We start from the raw sequence: 15,026 nt of genomic DNA on the forward strand, positions 1-15,026 counted from the left end.
GCGGCATAATTTCGTCATCTCCGCCTGCGGGCCCTCCACGACAAGCGACCACAAGATGAAATACGCCAATATCACCGGCTGGGGCAAATGCCTGCCTCCCTCAGTGCTAACCAACGACGCGCTCAGCACCATCATGGACACCTCGGATGAGTGGATCTATCCCCGCACCGGCATCAAGGCGCGCCGGGTCTCCCACGTCAGCACCCAGGCCCTCGCCACCCTGGCGGGCCGCCGCGCCCTGGCCTGCGCCGGGCTCGATGGTATCGATCTCGACGGCATCATTCTCGCCACCGCCACCCCGGGCACCCTGATCCCGAACGGCGCCTCAGCCGTACAGCAGGCCCTCGGCGCTCACAAGGCGGCGGTGTTCGATCTCAACGCCGCCTGTACCGGCTTCGTCTATGCCCTCTCGGTCGCCACCTCCCTGGTGCAGACCGGCATGATGAACAAGGTGCTGGTGATAGGCGCAGAGCGCCTCACCCAGTTGCTGGACTGGGCCAAGCGCGACACCGCCGTGCTGTTCGGTGACGGCGCAGGGGCCGTGGTGATCGAGGCGAGCGAAGTGGAGTCTGGCCTCATTGCCAACAAGATCGGCTGCGACGGCGAGGCCCGCGAGATCCTGCACGTGCCAAACTTCGGCACCGATCGGGTGCGTTTTGCCGACATCGACGGTCTGTTCACCTTCAATTTCGAGGGGCAGGAGATCTTCAAGCGCGCCGTGCGCGGCATGGGGGAAGCCACGGGGGCCGTGCTGGCCCAGGCGGGCATAGCCCCGGAACAGGTGGATCTCATCGTCCCGCACCAGGCGAACGTGCGCATCATCGAGACCCTGGCCAAGCGCATGGACGCCCCCATGGAGAAGGTGATGGTCAACATAGAGCAGTACGGCAACACCTCCGCCGCCACCGTACCCATCGCCCTCTGCGAGGCGCTGGAGCAGGGCCGGGTCAAGCCGAACAGCTACCTGCTGAGCGCCGCCTTCGGGGCCGGCCTGACCTGGGGTGCCGCCCTCATCAAGTGGGGGGATCGCGTCGCCCCCATCGGCCGGTGCGATGAGGAACTGCCCCCCTGCGAGCAGAGCGCCCTTGAGCTCATCGCCCAGGCGGTCGAGGGCTGCCAGCAGGCCCGGGCCCGGGAAGCCTGAGTCCAGTCAGGTCCCAGCACGAAGGAGCCTCAGGGCTCCTTCGTCGTTTGTGCACTCCTCTCCCGGAATTCGCCTCTCCTGCTCCCTTCTTATGTCACGTCTCGGCCCTGCGCTTTCATTTTTCCTTGGCCGGCTTCCATCGCCCAGGAGAAATGAAAGCTCTCGCCAGGGATATAAAAGCCCTTGAAAAGCGTGAATTTTGAGCGAGAGATATCAAAAAATGAGCAAACAGTACTTTTTTCTCGTCAGAATGAGCCTTGGGGGTTCACAACAGGGCCGGATCTGATAGTATGCGGCCTCGTACTTGGGGAGGGGTTCCCGAGCGGCCAAAGGGATCAGACTGTAAATCTGACGGCTCTGCCTTCGAAGGTTCGAATCCTTCTCCCTCCACCATTCAAGTGCGAACAATCAGGAAAATACCCCGTGGAGGGGTTCCCGAGCGGCCAAAGGGATCAGACTGTAAATCTGACGGCTCTGCCTTCGAAGGTTCGAATCCTTCTCCCTCCACCATCTTCCTGATAGCAGGCCAAAAAATAGCAATACCCCGTGGAGGGGTTCCCGAGCGGCCAAAGGGATCAGACTGTAAATCTGACGGCTCTGCCTTCGAAGGTTCGAATCCTTCTCCCTCCACCATCCTTCAGAAAACCCGGCTCAGGCCGGGTTTTCGCTTTTCTGCTCCCTCACCATCAGTCGCTGTCATATGGCACTGTCAGATCTGACAATTGCCATATGCGATTATTTTCTAAACAGTGGGACATTCATGGCAAGGAGCCGCTTCGCATGTTTGCAATCTGGGATGAAACGGGACAGGAGCATGGATTGAGCCTGCTCCAGCTACAGCAACGCCTCTCCACCTATCAGGGAGAGGTCATGGTGCGCTATCTCAACCGCCTCGGCCTGCCCGCCACCCTGTTTTTGACCGTTCGACAGGGGCAAGCCTATCAGCGTTTCAAGGCCGGCAATCCGCCGCTAGATTGGGGCTGGCTCGGCCAGGCCATCCATATGGTGCCTGTCCCTGATAACAGCATGCATCCGCTGAAAAATGCCCTCCCCCAGGCGGCCAACTAGGGCCGCCAGCACCGTCAGGGCCCGGCGTTTCTAGCCCATAGATCCGTTCTCGGCCAGATAGGCCAACCCCGCCTGCCAACCCATCTGATAACCCTGCTCCAGCCTGTCCTTGTCCGTGGTCGTGCGGCCGACCCGAAAACCCGCGGGCGGTACTATGACCCGCACCCGGCAATCTCCTGGCGGCTCCCGGATAAAGTCGATGGCATCGTTGTAGCTCTGATGGCGCCTGAGGCTCGCCTCCGCCAGGGCCGGGGTCTGGCGCAGCAGATAGCGGTGCAGGGCGGGCAGGCGCGGCGCCCGCTTGCGATAGCCCAGCGGTCGGGAGAGCACCACAGTGATGTCCCGGGCCCCCTGCTCGTAGGCGTGGCGTACCGGGATGGAGTCCGCCACCCCGCCGTCCGTCATGGCCTCCCCCCCGATACGCACGAAGTCCCGATAGGCGAGCGGCACCGAGCAGGAGGCCTTGATCTGCTGCTCCAGCTCATCCGCACTGGCCTCGAGGTAGGCGGCCTGACCGTCCGATACCCGGGTAGTGACCACGGTCAGGGGCACAGAGCTCTCGGCAAAGTGGGCCAGATCCAGCCTGATCTCGCGGATGGTGGTCTCCCACAGCCAGTCGAGATCGAGCCAGTGGCCGCCCCGCAGGAACTTGGCCAGGCTGATGAACTCGGGGCGACAGGAATAATCCGTGATGACCCTGTGATTGCGCCCCTGCTGGCCCGCCAGATAGGCCGCCAGGTTGACCGCCCCCGCCGAGACCCCGACGCAGTGATCGAAGCTTGCCCCGCCCTTCGCCAGGAAGGCATCCAGCACCCCGGCGGCGAAGATACCGCGCATGGCGCCCCCCTCGACCACCAGGGCCGTTTGCTGCCGACTCATCGCTTCCCTCCCTCTGCCGCTCAAACACCATGAACCCGGACCATTCTGTCCCATTCAGAACCAAGAAATCAGCCACTTTGTGAATAAAGGCACACTTTGGCTCATTCAGAGCCCTGTCTCCGGGCTGGATCTCTATAATGGCCGCGCCTCAAGTGACCCTACTGAGGCATAACATCTTGATGCTACGGAATATTACAATGAAAAAAACCAACAAGACCCTGCTCGCCGCTGCCATTTCCCTCGGAATGCTGGCAGGCTGTAACAGCCAAAATGACTCAGAGGCCCCGGACACCATGGTTCGCTTCGCCACCTTCAACCTCTCCTTCGATCGCACCGCGGCCGGCATGCTGAGCGCCGAGCTGGCGCTGGACAGAGCCGCCCAAGATGCCCTGCTGACTCGCTATCAGAGCGGCGACGGCAGCCTCAGCCAGGCCGAGATCACCCGCGCCAAGGACGTGCAGCAGATCCGCAATATCGCCGAAATCATCCAGCGTACCCGCCCGGACGTCTTCCTGCTCAACGAGTTCGACAACGACGGCAAGGGGGAGAGCAGCGCCGATCTGCAGGCGTTCAACACCAACTACCTGGCCCATCCGCAGCACGCCGAGGTGCAGGCCATCAGCTACCCGGTGATGCAGAACTTCGCCACCAACACAGGCCTGATGAGCGGCCAGGATCTCAACCTGGACGGCAAGGTCAGCAGCGGGCCGGACGACGCCTGGGGCTTTGGCAACTATCACGGCCAGTACGCCTTCGCCGTGATGTCGAAGTATCCCATCGACACCAAGGGGATCCGCACCTTCCAGCACTTCAAGTGGAAGGACATGCCGGGCGAAACCAACCCCATCATCGACGACTGCAACAACCCCAAGGCGCCGATCCCGGCCGGCCGCCAGTGCGGCGATGCCTGGTATGATGCAGCCGCCTGGGATCAGTTCCCCCTCTCCTCCAAGAACCACGCAGACGTGCCGGTGCGGGTCAAGACCGCCAAGGGGGAGCAGGTCATCCACTTCCTCATCTCCCACCCGACCCCGCCCATCTTCGGCAATGCTGCGCGCCACAACGTCAAACACAACAGAGCCGAGGTCGCCTTCTGGCAAGACTATGTGGAGGCCGCCAGCTACATGGTGGATGACGCGGGCAAGGTGGGTGGCTTGGCCGAAGGTGCCCGCTTCGTCATCGCCGGGGATCTCAACGCCGATCCCCAGCTCGGTGACGGGGATCTGAGTGCCATCCAGGATCTGCACAACCATGTGCTGGTCAATCAGGCCGTCACCAACGGCGCCCTGATCCCGGTGAGCCAGGGGGGCCCCGAGTGCCTCGCCAGCCAATCCAAGCTGTGCACCCGCAACAACAACAGAACCACGCCGGAGCGCATCACCAGCAGCAGCGGCCTGCAGCTCGATCACCTGATCCCCTCCGCCAACCTCAATGCGGTGGCCTCGGGGGTGTTCTGGCCCGCCAGCTTCGAGCCCGGCTACCACCTGGTGTATGACGCCAAGCTCGGCATCGCCAAGGGGGTGAGCTCGGATCACCGCCTGGTGTGGGTGGACTTCGAACTGGATAACTGATGTTCAGAGGCGCAATGAAAAGCGGGGCCATGATGGCCCCGCTTTTTTTGCAGCTGGCGCTACACCAGCTTGTCGACCCGGGCCGGCAGCCCTTGGCGGGCCGAAGAGCCGATGGCCCAGTCCACCAGGGGGTAGCGGCCGTGGCGACTCGGATCCAGCACCGCCAGATCGTTGAGGTTGACCCCGGCCCCGCGCAGGGGGCTGGCGGCCACCTCCTGGCCGTCGACCCAGTGCGATCGCGCGCCCAGCTCCTTGTGGCCGAAGCCGTGTTCGATGGCGATGGCATCGGCCTGCACCCCGGCCACGCACTCGGCCACTCCGATCACGCTGCCATCCGGGGTGCTGACCCGCACCCTGTCCCCGCTCTCGATGCCGAGGCGTGCCGCCGTCTGCTCGTTGAGCCGCACCCGGTTGCTGGGGTTTACCTGGCGCAGGCGATCCGAGCCGATGCTCATGGAGCTCATGGTGTGAGACTTGTAACTGGTGAGCAGCAGGGGCCACTGAGCCGGTTTGAATGCCTCGCCAAGCGGCGTGCCATCCGCCAGCTGGGTGCGGAAGAAGCGCGGGGTGCCGCTCAGGAACTGGCCGCTCTGACTATGGCGACGGCTGCCCACCTCGGGGTTCCACAACATCAGCGGCTTGGGCCAGCGCTTGCTCGGCTGACCCGATTCATCGCGTCCCTTGGCGACGGGTTCGAAGCGCCCGCCCCGGGCGAAGAGGTAGGCGGCGCGGCCCGCCTCCTCCGGGCTCAGGGTGGCATTCAGCACCGGCATGATGCGCTCCACCCCGGACCAGGCGAGATCCTCGAGACCTATGGCTGGCACCGGCTGACCCAGGTAGGCGACGTTCGCCGCCCCGTAGAGGGAGAAGTCTGCCGCCCGATTGAGGCCATGCAGCTTGCCATCCGCCCCCTTGACCACCCCCTCACCAAAGCCCGGCAACTCCAAACGTTTGGCCACTGCGATCAGGAAGGACTCCATGCAGACCGGATCCCCCTCGGCGGTCTTGACGACGCGGGGCTCCACCACGGGCCAGCGGCCGGTGGAAACCTTGGTCATGACCCCGTGCCAGGCACTGGCCCAGCCCCAGGACTCGTAGGTGAGGGTGTCCGGCACTATGTAATCAGAGAGCGCCGAGGATTCGTTGATGAAGCTGTCGATGCTGATAAAGAGCGGCAGCACCCTGGGGTCCTTGAGCGGCTCCCCTATGGCCTTGGCGAGCCCGGCCTGACCGTAGAGGGGGTTGCCCATATGGTTGATCCAGGCCTTGAGCCGGTAGGGATAGCCGTTCACCGCCGCAGTCAGGTGCTCGCCGAGCAAGGGGCCCGAGATGGGGAACCAGGGTTCACGCGCCGGATAGGGGTTCTGCCCCGCCTCCCGCTTGCGGCGATATTCGGAGGTCTTCTCGTAGGGGAACTTGGAGCGGGACAGGAAGACCCCTGCGGGTTTCACCATGCCCGGGAAGCTCGTCAGATCGTAGCGGGGCCCTGCCCCGAAGGGATCGAACTTGCCGCCACTCGCCACTGCGCCGCCCCTGGCGTTCACGTTTCCTATCATGGCGTTGAGCATCATGATGGCCCAGGCCGAGTAGAAGCCGTTGGCGCTCATGGTGCCGCCGTGGGAGACCACCGCCGCCCGGGTGCCATGGCTGGTGAACTCCCGCACCAGCTCGACGATGTCGTTCACCGGCACGGCGCACTCGGCGCTGTACTGCTCGAGGCTCATCTCCCGGCACGACTCGGCCAGCAGCTGGAAACTGCTCTTGACAGCCAGCTCGCCGCCCGGAACCGCAATGCGGCGATCCACCCAGAGGCTGGCCCGCTCGCACCGGCCCGCAGGCAGCAGGGCACCGCTGCCCGCATCGGCCACCAGCATTGCGTCCCCTTCCCCATAGGCTTCCCCCTCAAAGGGCAGCCCGAGATCGCTTGAACGCAACATCTGGCCGAAGCGTGGATGCCCCTCGTCGCAGAGCACCAGATGGCTGGCGTTGCTGAAGCCGCGATAACCGGCCCGCTCGGCCGCCTCGGCATTGGGGGACGCCAGGAAGGGTTCGGCGTAGCGGTCGTTGTCGATGATCCAGCGCAGCATGGCCAGGGCCAGCGCCGAGTCGGTGGCAGGCCTGATGGGCAGCCAGCGGTTGGCGGGGGCGGAGGGCATGTTCACCGTGTTCGGCAGACTGGGGGCCACCACCACGTAGGAAAACGGCTTGCCCTCTCGCGCCCGGTTCGCCGCCAGCTGGCGGGACTGGCGCTTGAAGGGGTTGCCGGACTGCTGTGGTGAGGTGCCCATAAACAGCAGGAAGTCGCTCTCGTCCCAATCGGGCTTGAGGTGGGCGTTTTTCTCCAGATCGTCGAGCAGGGCGCCGGCCCCCACCCGGAACGACAGGCCGCAGTAAGCGCCGTGGTTCGCGAAGTTGCGGGTGCCAAAACTGTTGAAGGTGAAGCGCTTGATGAAATGATCCCGCCCCTCATCCGAGGCGTTGCTCACCAGCAGCTGGTTGGCCCTGGGACCGTATTCCGGGTTGGCGGGATCCAGCGGCACATCCAGCTGGCGGATAGTTCTGAGCCCCTCAACATGGCCCTCGCCGAACAGATCGCCCCCCTCCACCACCTCGGTCACCAACTGCTCGAAGGGAATGCTCTGCCAGCGGCCACTGCCGCGAGGACCCACCCGCTTGAGGCAGCGGGTGACCCTGTGCGGGCTGTCGAGCTGCTCCAGCATGGCGTTGCCCCGGGCGCAGGCGGTGGAGCGACCGTCCAGCCCCTCCTCCTGGTAGCCGCTGGTGCCAAGCAGCGCCTGTTTGACTGGCGTCTTGAAGTCGATGTGGTGGCGGGCTGAGAGCGGGTGATAGGGGTTGCCGAGGATGCGCACTATCTTGTCGCTCTCGTTGTCGATGCGAGCCCGCACCCCGCACAGGGTCCAGCAGCCGAGGCACATGGTGTTGGCGAGGCGCTGGGCCGGGTTGGGATGCAGTTCCCCCTGTGCATCGACCCGAAACTCCACGGGAAGAGAGTTGCCGTGGATGGGATCCCGGGTCGGCTTGCCGGCGCTGCCGGTGGCCACCCCGCTCGCCACCTGCTGGAGAGTGTCGCTGTATCCGGCCACGAAGAGCCCTGTGCCCCCGGCGATGGCGGCGCCCTTGAGAAACTTGCGTTTGCTGTGATCCATCTAGTTTGCCTCGCGTGCAGATTGGGGGGCGGATGCCTGGGTGGTGGAATCGGGAGTGGATGAAGGAGAGGGGCGCACCAGTTCGCTAAGCGCCACCTGCAGGGCCAGCAAGAGGCCTAAGGTGCCTAGGATGCCGAGCACACCCTCTGGACCCCAGGCTATCTGGTAGAGGTAGACGCCGGCCCCGTATTTGGGGGCGAGCTGCCCCTGGATCAGCACCAGCCAGCGCAGCCCCCAGACCAGGTGCAGGGCAAGCAGCGCCAGCCCCCACAGCCGCCAGGGCTGCACTCGGCGGGATCCCCTTCCCACCAGCATCAGGGCACCGAGCAGCGCCAGGGTCAGCAGCAGCCAGCGGGCCGCCAGCCGCCAACTGGGATCGAGCCGGTAGAGGGCCGCAGCCTCCGCCGCCGAGCCGTCGCCAAACAGGGCCCAGCCGAGCAGGGAGAGGGCGAGCAGGACCAGGGTCCAGCGGCTTTGGCGCAGCAGGGCCGCCTCGGTCTGCCCGCTCCAGCCCGCCAGCAACCGGTTGAGCAGCAGCAGGGCGCCCTGGGCTCCCAGCAGGGCGCTGATGATCAGCAGCCAGGGCAGCCAGGGGCTATGCCAGAGCGGGCGAGCCTCGACCGCCATGGTCTCGAGACCGGTGTAGAGGGCGATGCTGAGGCCACTCAGGGCTGCGAGTAGGGAGAGGGGCTTGAGCCAACGTTCGCCCGACCATGCGCCCAGACAGAGCAGCCGGGCGAGGCGGGCTATGGCGTCATCCCCCGCGCCACGCCGGGCGAAGGCTGGCCTTAACAATAACCAGCCCAGCAGCATGCTGAGCAGGCTGAACAGGGGCAGCAGATAGGCGCCGTACCACATGATGGAAGTGAAGCGGGTCTGGGCGTAGAAGTGCCAGGCCCGGGCGGGCTGGTGCAGGTCCGCGGTCAGGGCGATAGGGGCCACCAGCCCCGCCCCCATCATCAGCACGGCCGCCAGGGTCTGCAGCCGCCGGTCCGGCGCCTTGCGCCACAGATCAAACGCGCCGAGCCAGAGGGCGCCGTAGGCGAGGCCAATGAGGAAGAAATATTGCACCGCCCAGGGCAGCCAGGTGATGGGCTGATCCGGGGCCAGCAGTTCGTTAATGGTCATGGGCTATCTCCTTGCCATCGTCGGTCAGCAGGGTGCGCAGGGCCGGGTTGCCGTCTACCTTGCTGACGAAGGCCTCATCCATGCCGAGATAGAAGACCCGCGGCTGGGTTTGAGCCTCGGGCTTGAGCACCTTGAGGGCAGACTCGTGCTCGCGCAGCAGGCGGCTTATCTGGCTCTTGGGATCGTTCAAGTCGCCTATGATGCGCGCCTCGCCGACGCAGCTCTCCACGCAGGCGGGCAGGAGCCCCGCCTCCAGCCGGTGGGCGCAGAAGGTGCACTTGTCGGCGGCGTGGGTCTCGTGGTTGATGAAGCGGGCATCGTAGGGGCAGGCCTGCACGCAGTAGCCGCAGGCGACGCACCAGTCGTTGTTGACCACGACGATGCCGTCGTCACGCTGGAAGGTGGCGCCGGTAGGACAGACATCGAGGCAGGCGGGCTCGGCGCAGTGGTTACATAAACGAGGCAACATGAAGAGGGACGCAGGGGCCTCGAGAGCCGCCACATCGCTCACCTCGTACTGGCTGACGGTAGTGCGAAACTGGCCGAGAGGGGGTTGGTTTTCGATGGTGCAGGCCACGGTGCAGGCCTGACAGCCTACGCAGCGGCGCAAGTCGATCAGCATGCCGTAACGCTTGCCGGGATCGCCGCGACCTATGGCCGGGCGGGCCCCCTGGCTCTGGGCATGAACCTGGGTGACGGGGATCAGGGCCGCACCGGCTGTGATGGCGGCGATGCCGGATAACAATCGGCGCTTGCTGGGCTCCATGGACGCTTCCTTCTGCTGGCTTGCCAAACGAGGCAAGCATGGGGATGAGGCCATTGTCCCCGGCAGAAAAATCCGTCTCTATTGTGGTTTTCCACATAGCGAGGTCCCCCTTGATCCAGCGCAAGAAAAGCGGCTGGCCTCTGGCCGAACTGTGACGGGCCCCCCATTGCGCGCCCGGCAAGGCGGTTGAGCGGCCCCAGGCGATACTCGCGATGATAGACTGCCACCCATGCCTGACTCCCCACACTCCCTTATCCCCCACGGCCAGAAGCGCATCCTGATGGGTCTGCTTTGGCTGATGGCCATGCTGGCCCTGACGACACAGGCCCTGGCAGCCACCGCACCTGTCACGCCAACTCAGGCCGCCGTGCCGGTGAGGGTCGGCGTGCTGGCGACTCGCGGCCAGGATCCCGCTCGCCGGCAGTGGCAGCCGCTGCTGGATTGGCTCACCCAATCCGTGCCGGGCCAGGGCTTCGAGCTGGTGCCGTTGGCGCTCGACGGCTTGGCCGAGGCCGTCGCCGATGAACGGATCGACTTTGTCATCACCAACCCGGGCCAACTGGTCAGCCTGTCGCGCCAGTATCCCCTCTCCTGGCTCGCCACCCTCAAGAGCCCGGATGGCGGGAACAACCTGGTCATAGGCGCCGCCCTGGTGGTGCGGGCCGACGCCCCCTACCGCCACTGGCGGGAGCTCAAGGGCGAGAGGGTGGCCGCCGTATCAAAAGAGGCCTTCGGGGGTTATCTCGCCTACCGTTTCGAGGCCCATCAGCAGGGTGTGCGGATAGATGACTTCTTCTCGGCGATAGACTTCACCGGATTTCCACTGGATAGACTGATCTCCCAGCTGCAGAGCGAGGCGGTGGCCGCCGCCATAGTGCCGGTCTGCCAGCTGGAGCGCATGGAGCGGGAGGGCAAGGTCGCGGAGGGGGCATTTCGGGTGCTGGACCAGCAGGCAACGACGGGCCTTGGCTGCCAGAGCTCGACCCGGCTCTATCCGAACTGGTCCATGGCGAGCACGCAGCGAGTCGCCCCCGAACTCGCGCTGGCGGTCACCCGCGCCCTGTTCGCCCTGCCCCCGGACAGCGCGGCCGCCGTCGCCGCCGACTCGGCGGGCTGGACAGTACCCGCCAGCCCGCTCGCCATCGATCGCCTGCTCAAGGAGCTGGATCGCCACCCCCTGCAGAGCCCCTGGTGGCAGGAGGCCTGGCACTGGTTGCGCCAGCATCGGCAGTGGGGCTGGGGGGCGCTGCTGCTGATCGGGCTGCTCGCAGGCCACCACCTGCTGCTGCAACAGCTGTTCAACCGCAGCCAGCGCCGCTTGAGCCGTGCCCGCCAGCGGATCGACGAGCAGGCCCGTCAGCTCGATGACAAGGTGCGCCAGCTCGAGCAGGCCCAGCACCTGGCCAGGCTCGGCGAGCTCGGTGCCACCGTGGCCCACGAAATAAACCAGCCCCTGACCGCCATCGCAGGCTACAGCCAGGGAGCCCTGCTGCGCCTCACGCGGCAAGGGCAGGGCTCGCCGGATCCGGCCCTGAGACAGGCCCTGGAGCAGATTGGCCAGCAAGTAGATCGCATCAGCCAGACCATAGGCCGGCTGAGATCCCGCTGGCAGAAGCGGCCGCGCCAGCCAGAGCCCACGGATCTGCAGGCCCTGGTCACGCAGCTGATCCCCTTGCTGGAGCAACTGCTGACGTCCCTCGGAGTCTCCCTTCACCTGAGCTGGCAAGGCCAGCCCAGGCTGCTGTTGCTGGACGCTACCGGCATGGAGCAGCTGCTGGTGAACCTGATCCGAAATGGCGCCGAGAGTGCGGCGCAGGCTGGTGCCCAATCAGCGGATGCCGAGCCCAGGGTCGAGCTGCTGATCGCCTTCGAGGAAGAGAGGTTGCGGCTGGAGGTACGGGACAATGGCCCAGGACTGCCGGAGGCCCAGTGGCAACAGCCGTTTTACAGCAGCAAGCCAGAGGGCATGGGGCTCGGCCTCGCCATCTGCCGGGATGTCGTGGAGTGCCATCGCGGCAACTTCAGCCTCACCAACGCCAGCCCCCGGGGTTGCTTCGCCCTGGTGCTGATCCCCGCCCCCATGGAGGTGCCAAACGCTCCTCCCAGCCCGAGGAACTGATATGCCGAGCCCCTCCCAGCTCCCCCTCTATCTGGTCGACGACGACAGGGCCGTGCTCGACGCCCTGCGCTTTATGCTGGAGAGCAGCGATCTGACCCTTGACTGCTTCGACGATGGCGAGCGCTTCCTCGCCGAGGTGGACTTGGAGCAACCCGCCTGCCTGATCCTGGATTGCCGTATGCCGGGGCTGTCCGGCCCGGAGCTGCAGCAGAGGCTGAAAGAGGCCCAGAGCCCCGTCGCCATCCTGTTTCTCACCGGCCACGGGGATGTGCCCCTGGCGGTGGAATCCTTGAAACAGGGGGCGGTCGACTTCCTGCAAAAACCGGTACAGCTCGCCCCCCTGCTCGGTGCCATCGAACGGGCCTGGCAGGAGACCCGGGTCGCCGCGACACGCCTCGCGCACCAGCGCGCCTACTGCCGCCTGCCCCCCCGCGAGCATCAGCTGTTGCAGCTCATCGCCCAGGGCCACAAGAACCAGCAGATCGCGAACACACTCTGCATCTCGGTGCGCACCGTCGAAGTAAGTCGCGCCAGCCTGATGAAGCGGCTCGAGGTGGAGTCCATGGCCGAGCTGATGCTGCTCTATGCGGATGTCACCCGGCACCCAAATTGAGGCAGGTGGTGGCGGCCAAAAACTGACCATGCAATCAATAGCCGGGCACAAAGTGGGATGAGATCACACACTTTTTGCCCCGATGGGGGTAGAGTGCCTGTCTGCCTTACTCAGGGCCCTCGGCCCTGCGCCTTTCAGCTATCGAGGAGTCACTATGGAACTGCTTCTTCTGAGCAATGGTAAAGCCACCGAATTCCCTGGCCTGCTCGGCTGGGCCCGTGAGCGGGTTCAGAGCGTGCTCGCCCGCAAACAGGTCAAGCGCATCCTGCTCATCCCCTATGCGGTGATCCGCAGCGACTGGGATGCCCGCGCCAATGAGCTCACCGAGAGCCTGGGAGTGGAAGCCATCAGCATCCACCACTTCGACGATCCTGTGGCGGCCATCAACCAGGCCGATGCCATCTTCATCAGCGGCGGCAACACCTGGCGCCTGAACCAGCTGCTGCACGAATACAGCCTGATCGTGCCAATCCAGCGCGCCGTGCGCGAGCGTGGCGTGCCCTATGTGGGCTGGAGCGCAGGTTGCAACGTGGCGACCCCGAGCATTCGCACCACCAACGACATGCCGGTGTGCAACGCAGCCGTATTGCCCGCCCTCGGCCTGTTCCCGCTGCAGATCAACCCTCACTACCTGGATGCCAGCATCAGCGGCCACATGGGCGAGACCCGGGACGAGCGCCTCGCCGAGTTCTGCGCCGTCAACCCGAGCGAGCACGTGGTCGCCCTGCGCGAAGCCAGCCTGTTACAGGTGAGTGGCGAAGCCATAGAGTACTGGAGCGCCCGCGGCCAGGACTTCAAGATCTTCAAACACGGTGAGGCGCCCCAAGAATTTATGGATGCCGCGCCCCTTGCCGGGCTGACCCCCTTCACCCCCAAGGTGTGAAGAGGCTGCGCCGTCAGCTTAATGCGCAAATGAAAAGAGGGATGGCCTGAGCCATCCCTCTTTTTTATCCCCTGTGTTCTCCCTCGTGCCACCTCTGTCGGCGCCAGGGCTGAGCACAAGGTGCTGCGGATAAGGGCAGGCCCTTATTCCAGAATAGCCATCTCCTCCTTGTTGCCGGCCCCGCGCTTGGGGGCCTTGAGCAGCAGCACCAGCGGCACGGCGCACAGGGTCACCCACATCATCAGGCGGAAGTCCTGCAGGTAGGCGAGCAGGCTGGCCTGACGGGTCACCTCGCCGTTGAGCATGGCGAGCCCCTTGGGCGCCATCAGCGCCGCCACCCCCATCCCCTGCTGCAACCCGGTGTTGAAGGGGGTGATGTAGGAGGCGAACACCTCGTGGTTCATCTGGGTGCGTTGGGCCAGATAGGTGATCACCACAGAGATGCCGATGCTGCTACCTATGTTGCGCACCAGGCTGAACAATGCCGTCCCCTCGTTGCGAAAACGCGGCGCCAGGGTCGCGAAGGTGATGGTGGAGAGCGGCACGAAGATGAAGCCGAGCCCCAGCCCCTGCACTATCCCGGTGCGCACTATGTCCCAACTGCTGATGTCCGTGTTGAACAGGGTCATCTCCCACATGGAGAAGCTGGTGAGCAGCAGCCCCAGCAGGATGAGGATGCGAACATCCACCCGGCCGGACAACCGGCCCACCAACATCATGGCGAACATGGTACCCACCCCCCGCGGTGCCAGCAGATAGCCCACGTCGATGACCGGATAGCCCATCAGTCCCTGCATGAAGGGGGGCAGCAGGGTCATGGTCGCCAGCAAGATGATGCCGACGATGAAGATGAACACCAGCCCGACGCTGAAGTTGCGATCCTTGAACAGGGCCGGCTCTATGTAGGGGTGCTTGTGGGTGAAGATGTGCACAACGAACAGGTAAAACGCCATCACCATCAGTATGGTCTCGATGACGATCTCGGGGCTCGCGAACCAGTTCTGTGACTCCCCCCTGTCCAGCGCCATCTGCAGCGCCCCTATGCCGAGGCTGAGCAGGGCGAAGCCCAGCAGATCGAAGCGGCGGCTCGCATCTATCCTGGTCTCCTCGATGAAGGCGGCGAGGCCGAACCAGGCCAGCAGGCCGAACGGCAGGTTGATGTAGAACACCCAGCGCCAGTTGTAGTACTCGGTGAGCCAGCCACCGAGGGATGGCCCCAGGATGGGGCCCACCATGACCCCTATGCCCCAGAGCGCCATGGCGGAGCCATGTTTCTCCGGCGGATAGGTGTCTAACAGCACGGCCTGGGAGAGGGGCACCAGGCTGGCGCCGAAGATCCCCTGCAGCAGGCGGAACAGCACTATCTGATCCAGGCTCTGGGCCGCCCCGCACAGCATGGAGGCGACGGTGAAACCCGCCACCGACCACATGAAGAGTTTCTTGCGACCTATCCGCGCCGAAACGAAGCCGGTGAGCGGCATGAAGATGGCCGCCGCCACTATGTAGGAGGTGAGCACCCAGGAGATCTGATCCTGGGTCGCCCCCATGGCCCCCTGCATATGGGGCAGGGCGACGTTGGCGATGGTGGTGTCCAGCGCCTGCATGATGGTGGCCAACATCACCGATAGGGTGATGAAGCCACGTCGGGAGATCTGATCCACCCCCTGATGGCTTTGCGTCGTCATATC

Annotated in this window: 11 protein-coding genes and 3 tRNA genes; 9 read left to right on the plus strand and 5 right to left on the minus strand. The window is 64.9% G+C overall.

What is annotated here, in order from left to right:
- The first annotated feature begins 55 nt into the window (after positions 1 to 55).
- The 5 genes from ACRCYW_RS12200 (at position 56) to ACRCYW_RS12220 (ending at position 2,212) form a co-directional block, all read left to right on the plus strand.
- A complete protein-coding gene (locus ACRCYW_RS12200; protein WP_438550351.1) occupies positions 56 to 1,144 on the plus strand; it encodes a ketoacyl-ACP synthase III in 1,089 nt (362 codons plus the stop codon).
- A gap of 308 nt (positions 1,145 to 1,452) precedes the next feature.
- Positions 1,453 to 1,537: transfer RNA gene (locus ACRCYW_RS12205), tRNA-Tyr, on the plus strand.
- 32 nt (positions 1,538 to 1,569) lie between these two features.
- A tRNA-Tyr gene (locus tag ACRCYW_RS12210) sits at positions 1,570 to 1,654 on the plus strand.
- Positions 1,655 to 1,692: 38 nt separating this feature from the next.
- A tRNA-Tyr gene (locus tag ACRCYW_RS12215) sits at positions 1,693 to 1,777 on the plus strand.
- A 147-nt stretch (positions 1,778 to 1,924) separates the two neighbouring features.
- The gene (locus ACRCYW_RS12220) at positions 1,925 to 2,212 is read left to right on the plus strand and encodes a hypothetical protein (protein WP_438550352.1); all 288 of its coding nucleotides are present in this window, start codon (positions 1,925 to 1,927) and stop codon (positions 2,210 to 2,212) included.
- 30 nt (positions 2,213 to 2,242) lie between these two features.
- On the opposite strand, the gene ACRCYW_RS12225 is transcribed toward ACRCYW_RS12220, so the two are convergent.
- The gene (locus ACRCYW_RS12225) at positions 2,243 to 3,091 is read right to left on the minus strand and encodes a patatin-like phospholipase family protein (RefSeq protein WP_438550353.1); all 849 of its coding nucleotides are present in this window, start codon (positions 3,089 to 3,091) and stop codon (positions 2,243 to 2,245) included.
- Positions 3,092 to 3,288: 197 nt separating this feature from the next.
- Here ACRCYW_RS12225 and ACRCYW_RS12230 point away from each other — a divergent pair, with 197 nt between their 5' ends.
- Entirely contained in the window at positions 3,289 to 4,662 is a 1,374-nt protein-coding gene (locus ACRCYW_RS12230; protein ID WP_438550354.1) for an endonuclease/exonuclease/phosphatase family protein, read from the plus strand.
- A gap of 59 nt (positions 4,663 to 4,721) precedes the next feature.
- Here ACRCYW_RS12230 and ACRCYW_RS12235 read toward each other — a convergent pair whose 3' ends face one another.
- The 3 genes from ACRCYW_RS12235 to dsrO are packed head-to-tail and all read right to left on the minus strand — an operon-like array spanning position 4,722 to position 9,723.
- A complete protein-coding gene (locus ACRCYW_RS12235; RefSeq protein ID WP_438550355.1) occupies positions 4,722 to 7,829 on the minus strand; it encodes a tetrathionate reductase subunit A in 3,108 nt (1,035 codons plus the stop codon).
- A complete protein-coding gene (nrfD, locus tag ACRCYW_RS12240) occupies positions 7,830 to 8,957 on the minus strand; it encodes an NrfD/PsrC family molybdoenzyme membrane anchor subunit (protein WP_438550356.1) in 1,128 nt (375 codons plus the stop codon).
- Positions 8,947 to 9,723, minus strand: coding sequence for a sulfate reduction electron transfer complex DsrMKJOP subunit DsrO (gene dsrO / locus ACRCYW_RS12245; RefSeq protein WP_438550357.1), 777 nt, complete (start codon positions 9,721 to 9,723; stop codon positions 8,947 to 8,949). Before dsrO ends, nrfD begins: the two co-directional genes overlap by 11 nt.
- Before the next feature lie 229 nt (positions 9,724 to 9,952).
- Here dsrO and ACRCYW_RS12250 point away from each other — a divergent pair, with 229 nt between their 5' ends.
- The 3 genes from ACRCYW_RS12250 (at position 9,953) to pepE (ending at position 13,338) form a co-directional block, all read left to right on the plus strand.
- A complete protein-coding gene (locus ACRCYW_RS12250; protein WP_438550358.1) occupies positions 9,953 to 11,842 on the plus strand; it encodes a sensor histidine kinase in 1,890 nt (629 codons plus the stop codon).
- A gap of 1 nt (position 11,843) precedes the next feature.
- Positions 11,844 to 12,455 (plus strand): response regulator transcription factor, encoded by a 612-nt coding sequence (locus ACRCYW_RS12255; RefSeq protein WP_438550359.1) that lies wholly within the window; start codon positions 11,844 to 11,846, stop codon positions 12,453 to 12,455.
- A gap of 154 nt (positions 12,456 to 12,609) precedes the next feature.
- The gene (gene pepE, locus ACRCYW_RS12260; protein ID WP_438550360.1) at positions 12,610 to 13,338 is read left to right on the plus strand and encodes a dipeptidase PepE; all 729 of its coding nucleotides are present in this window, start codon (positions 12,610 to 12,612) and stop codon (positions 13,336 to 13,338) included.
- Positions 13,339 to 13,481: 143 nt separating this feature from the next.
- On the opposite strand, the gene ACRCYW_RS12265 is transcribed toward pepE, so the two are convergent.
- Positions 13,482 to 15,023 (minus strand): DHA2 family efflux MFS transporter permease subunit, encoded by a 1,542-nt coding sequence (locus ACRCYW_RS12265; RefSeq protein WP_438550361.1) that lies wholly within the window; start codon positions 15,021 to 15,023, stop codon positions 13,482 to 13,484.
- Positions 15,024 to 15,026: the final 3 nt, after the last annotated feature.

It is taken from the genome of Aeromonas sp. (genome assembly GCF_051657805.1).
GTDB lineage: Bacteria > Pseudomonadota > Gammaproteobacteria > Enterobacterales > Aeromonadaceae > Aeromonas.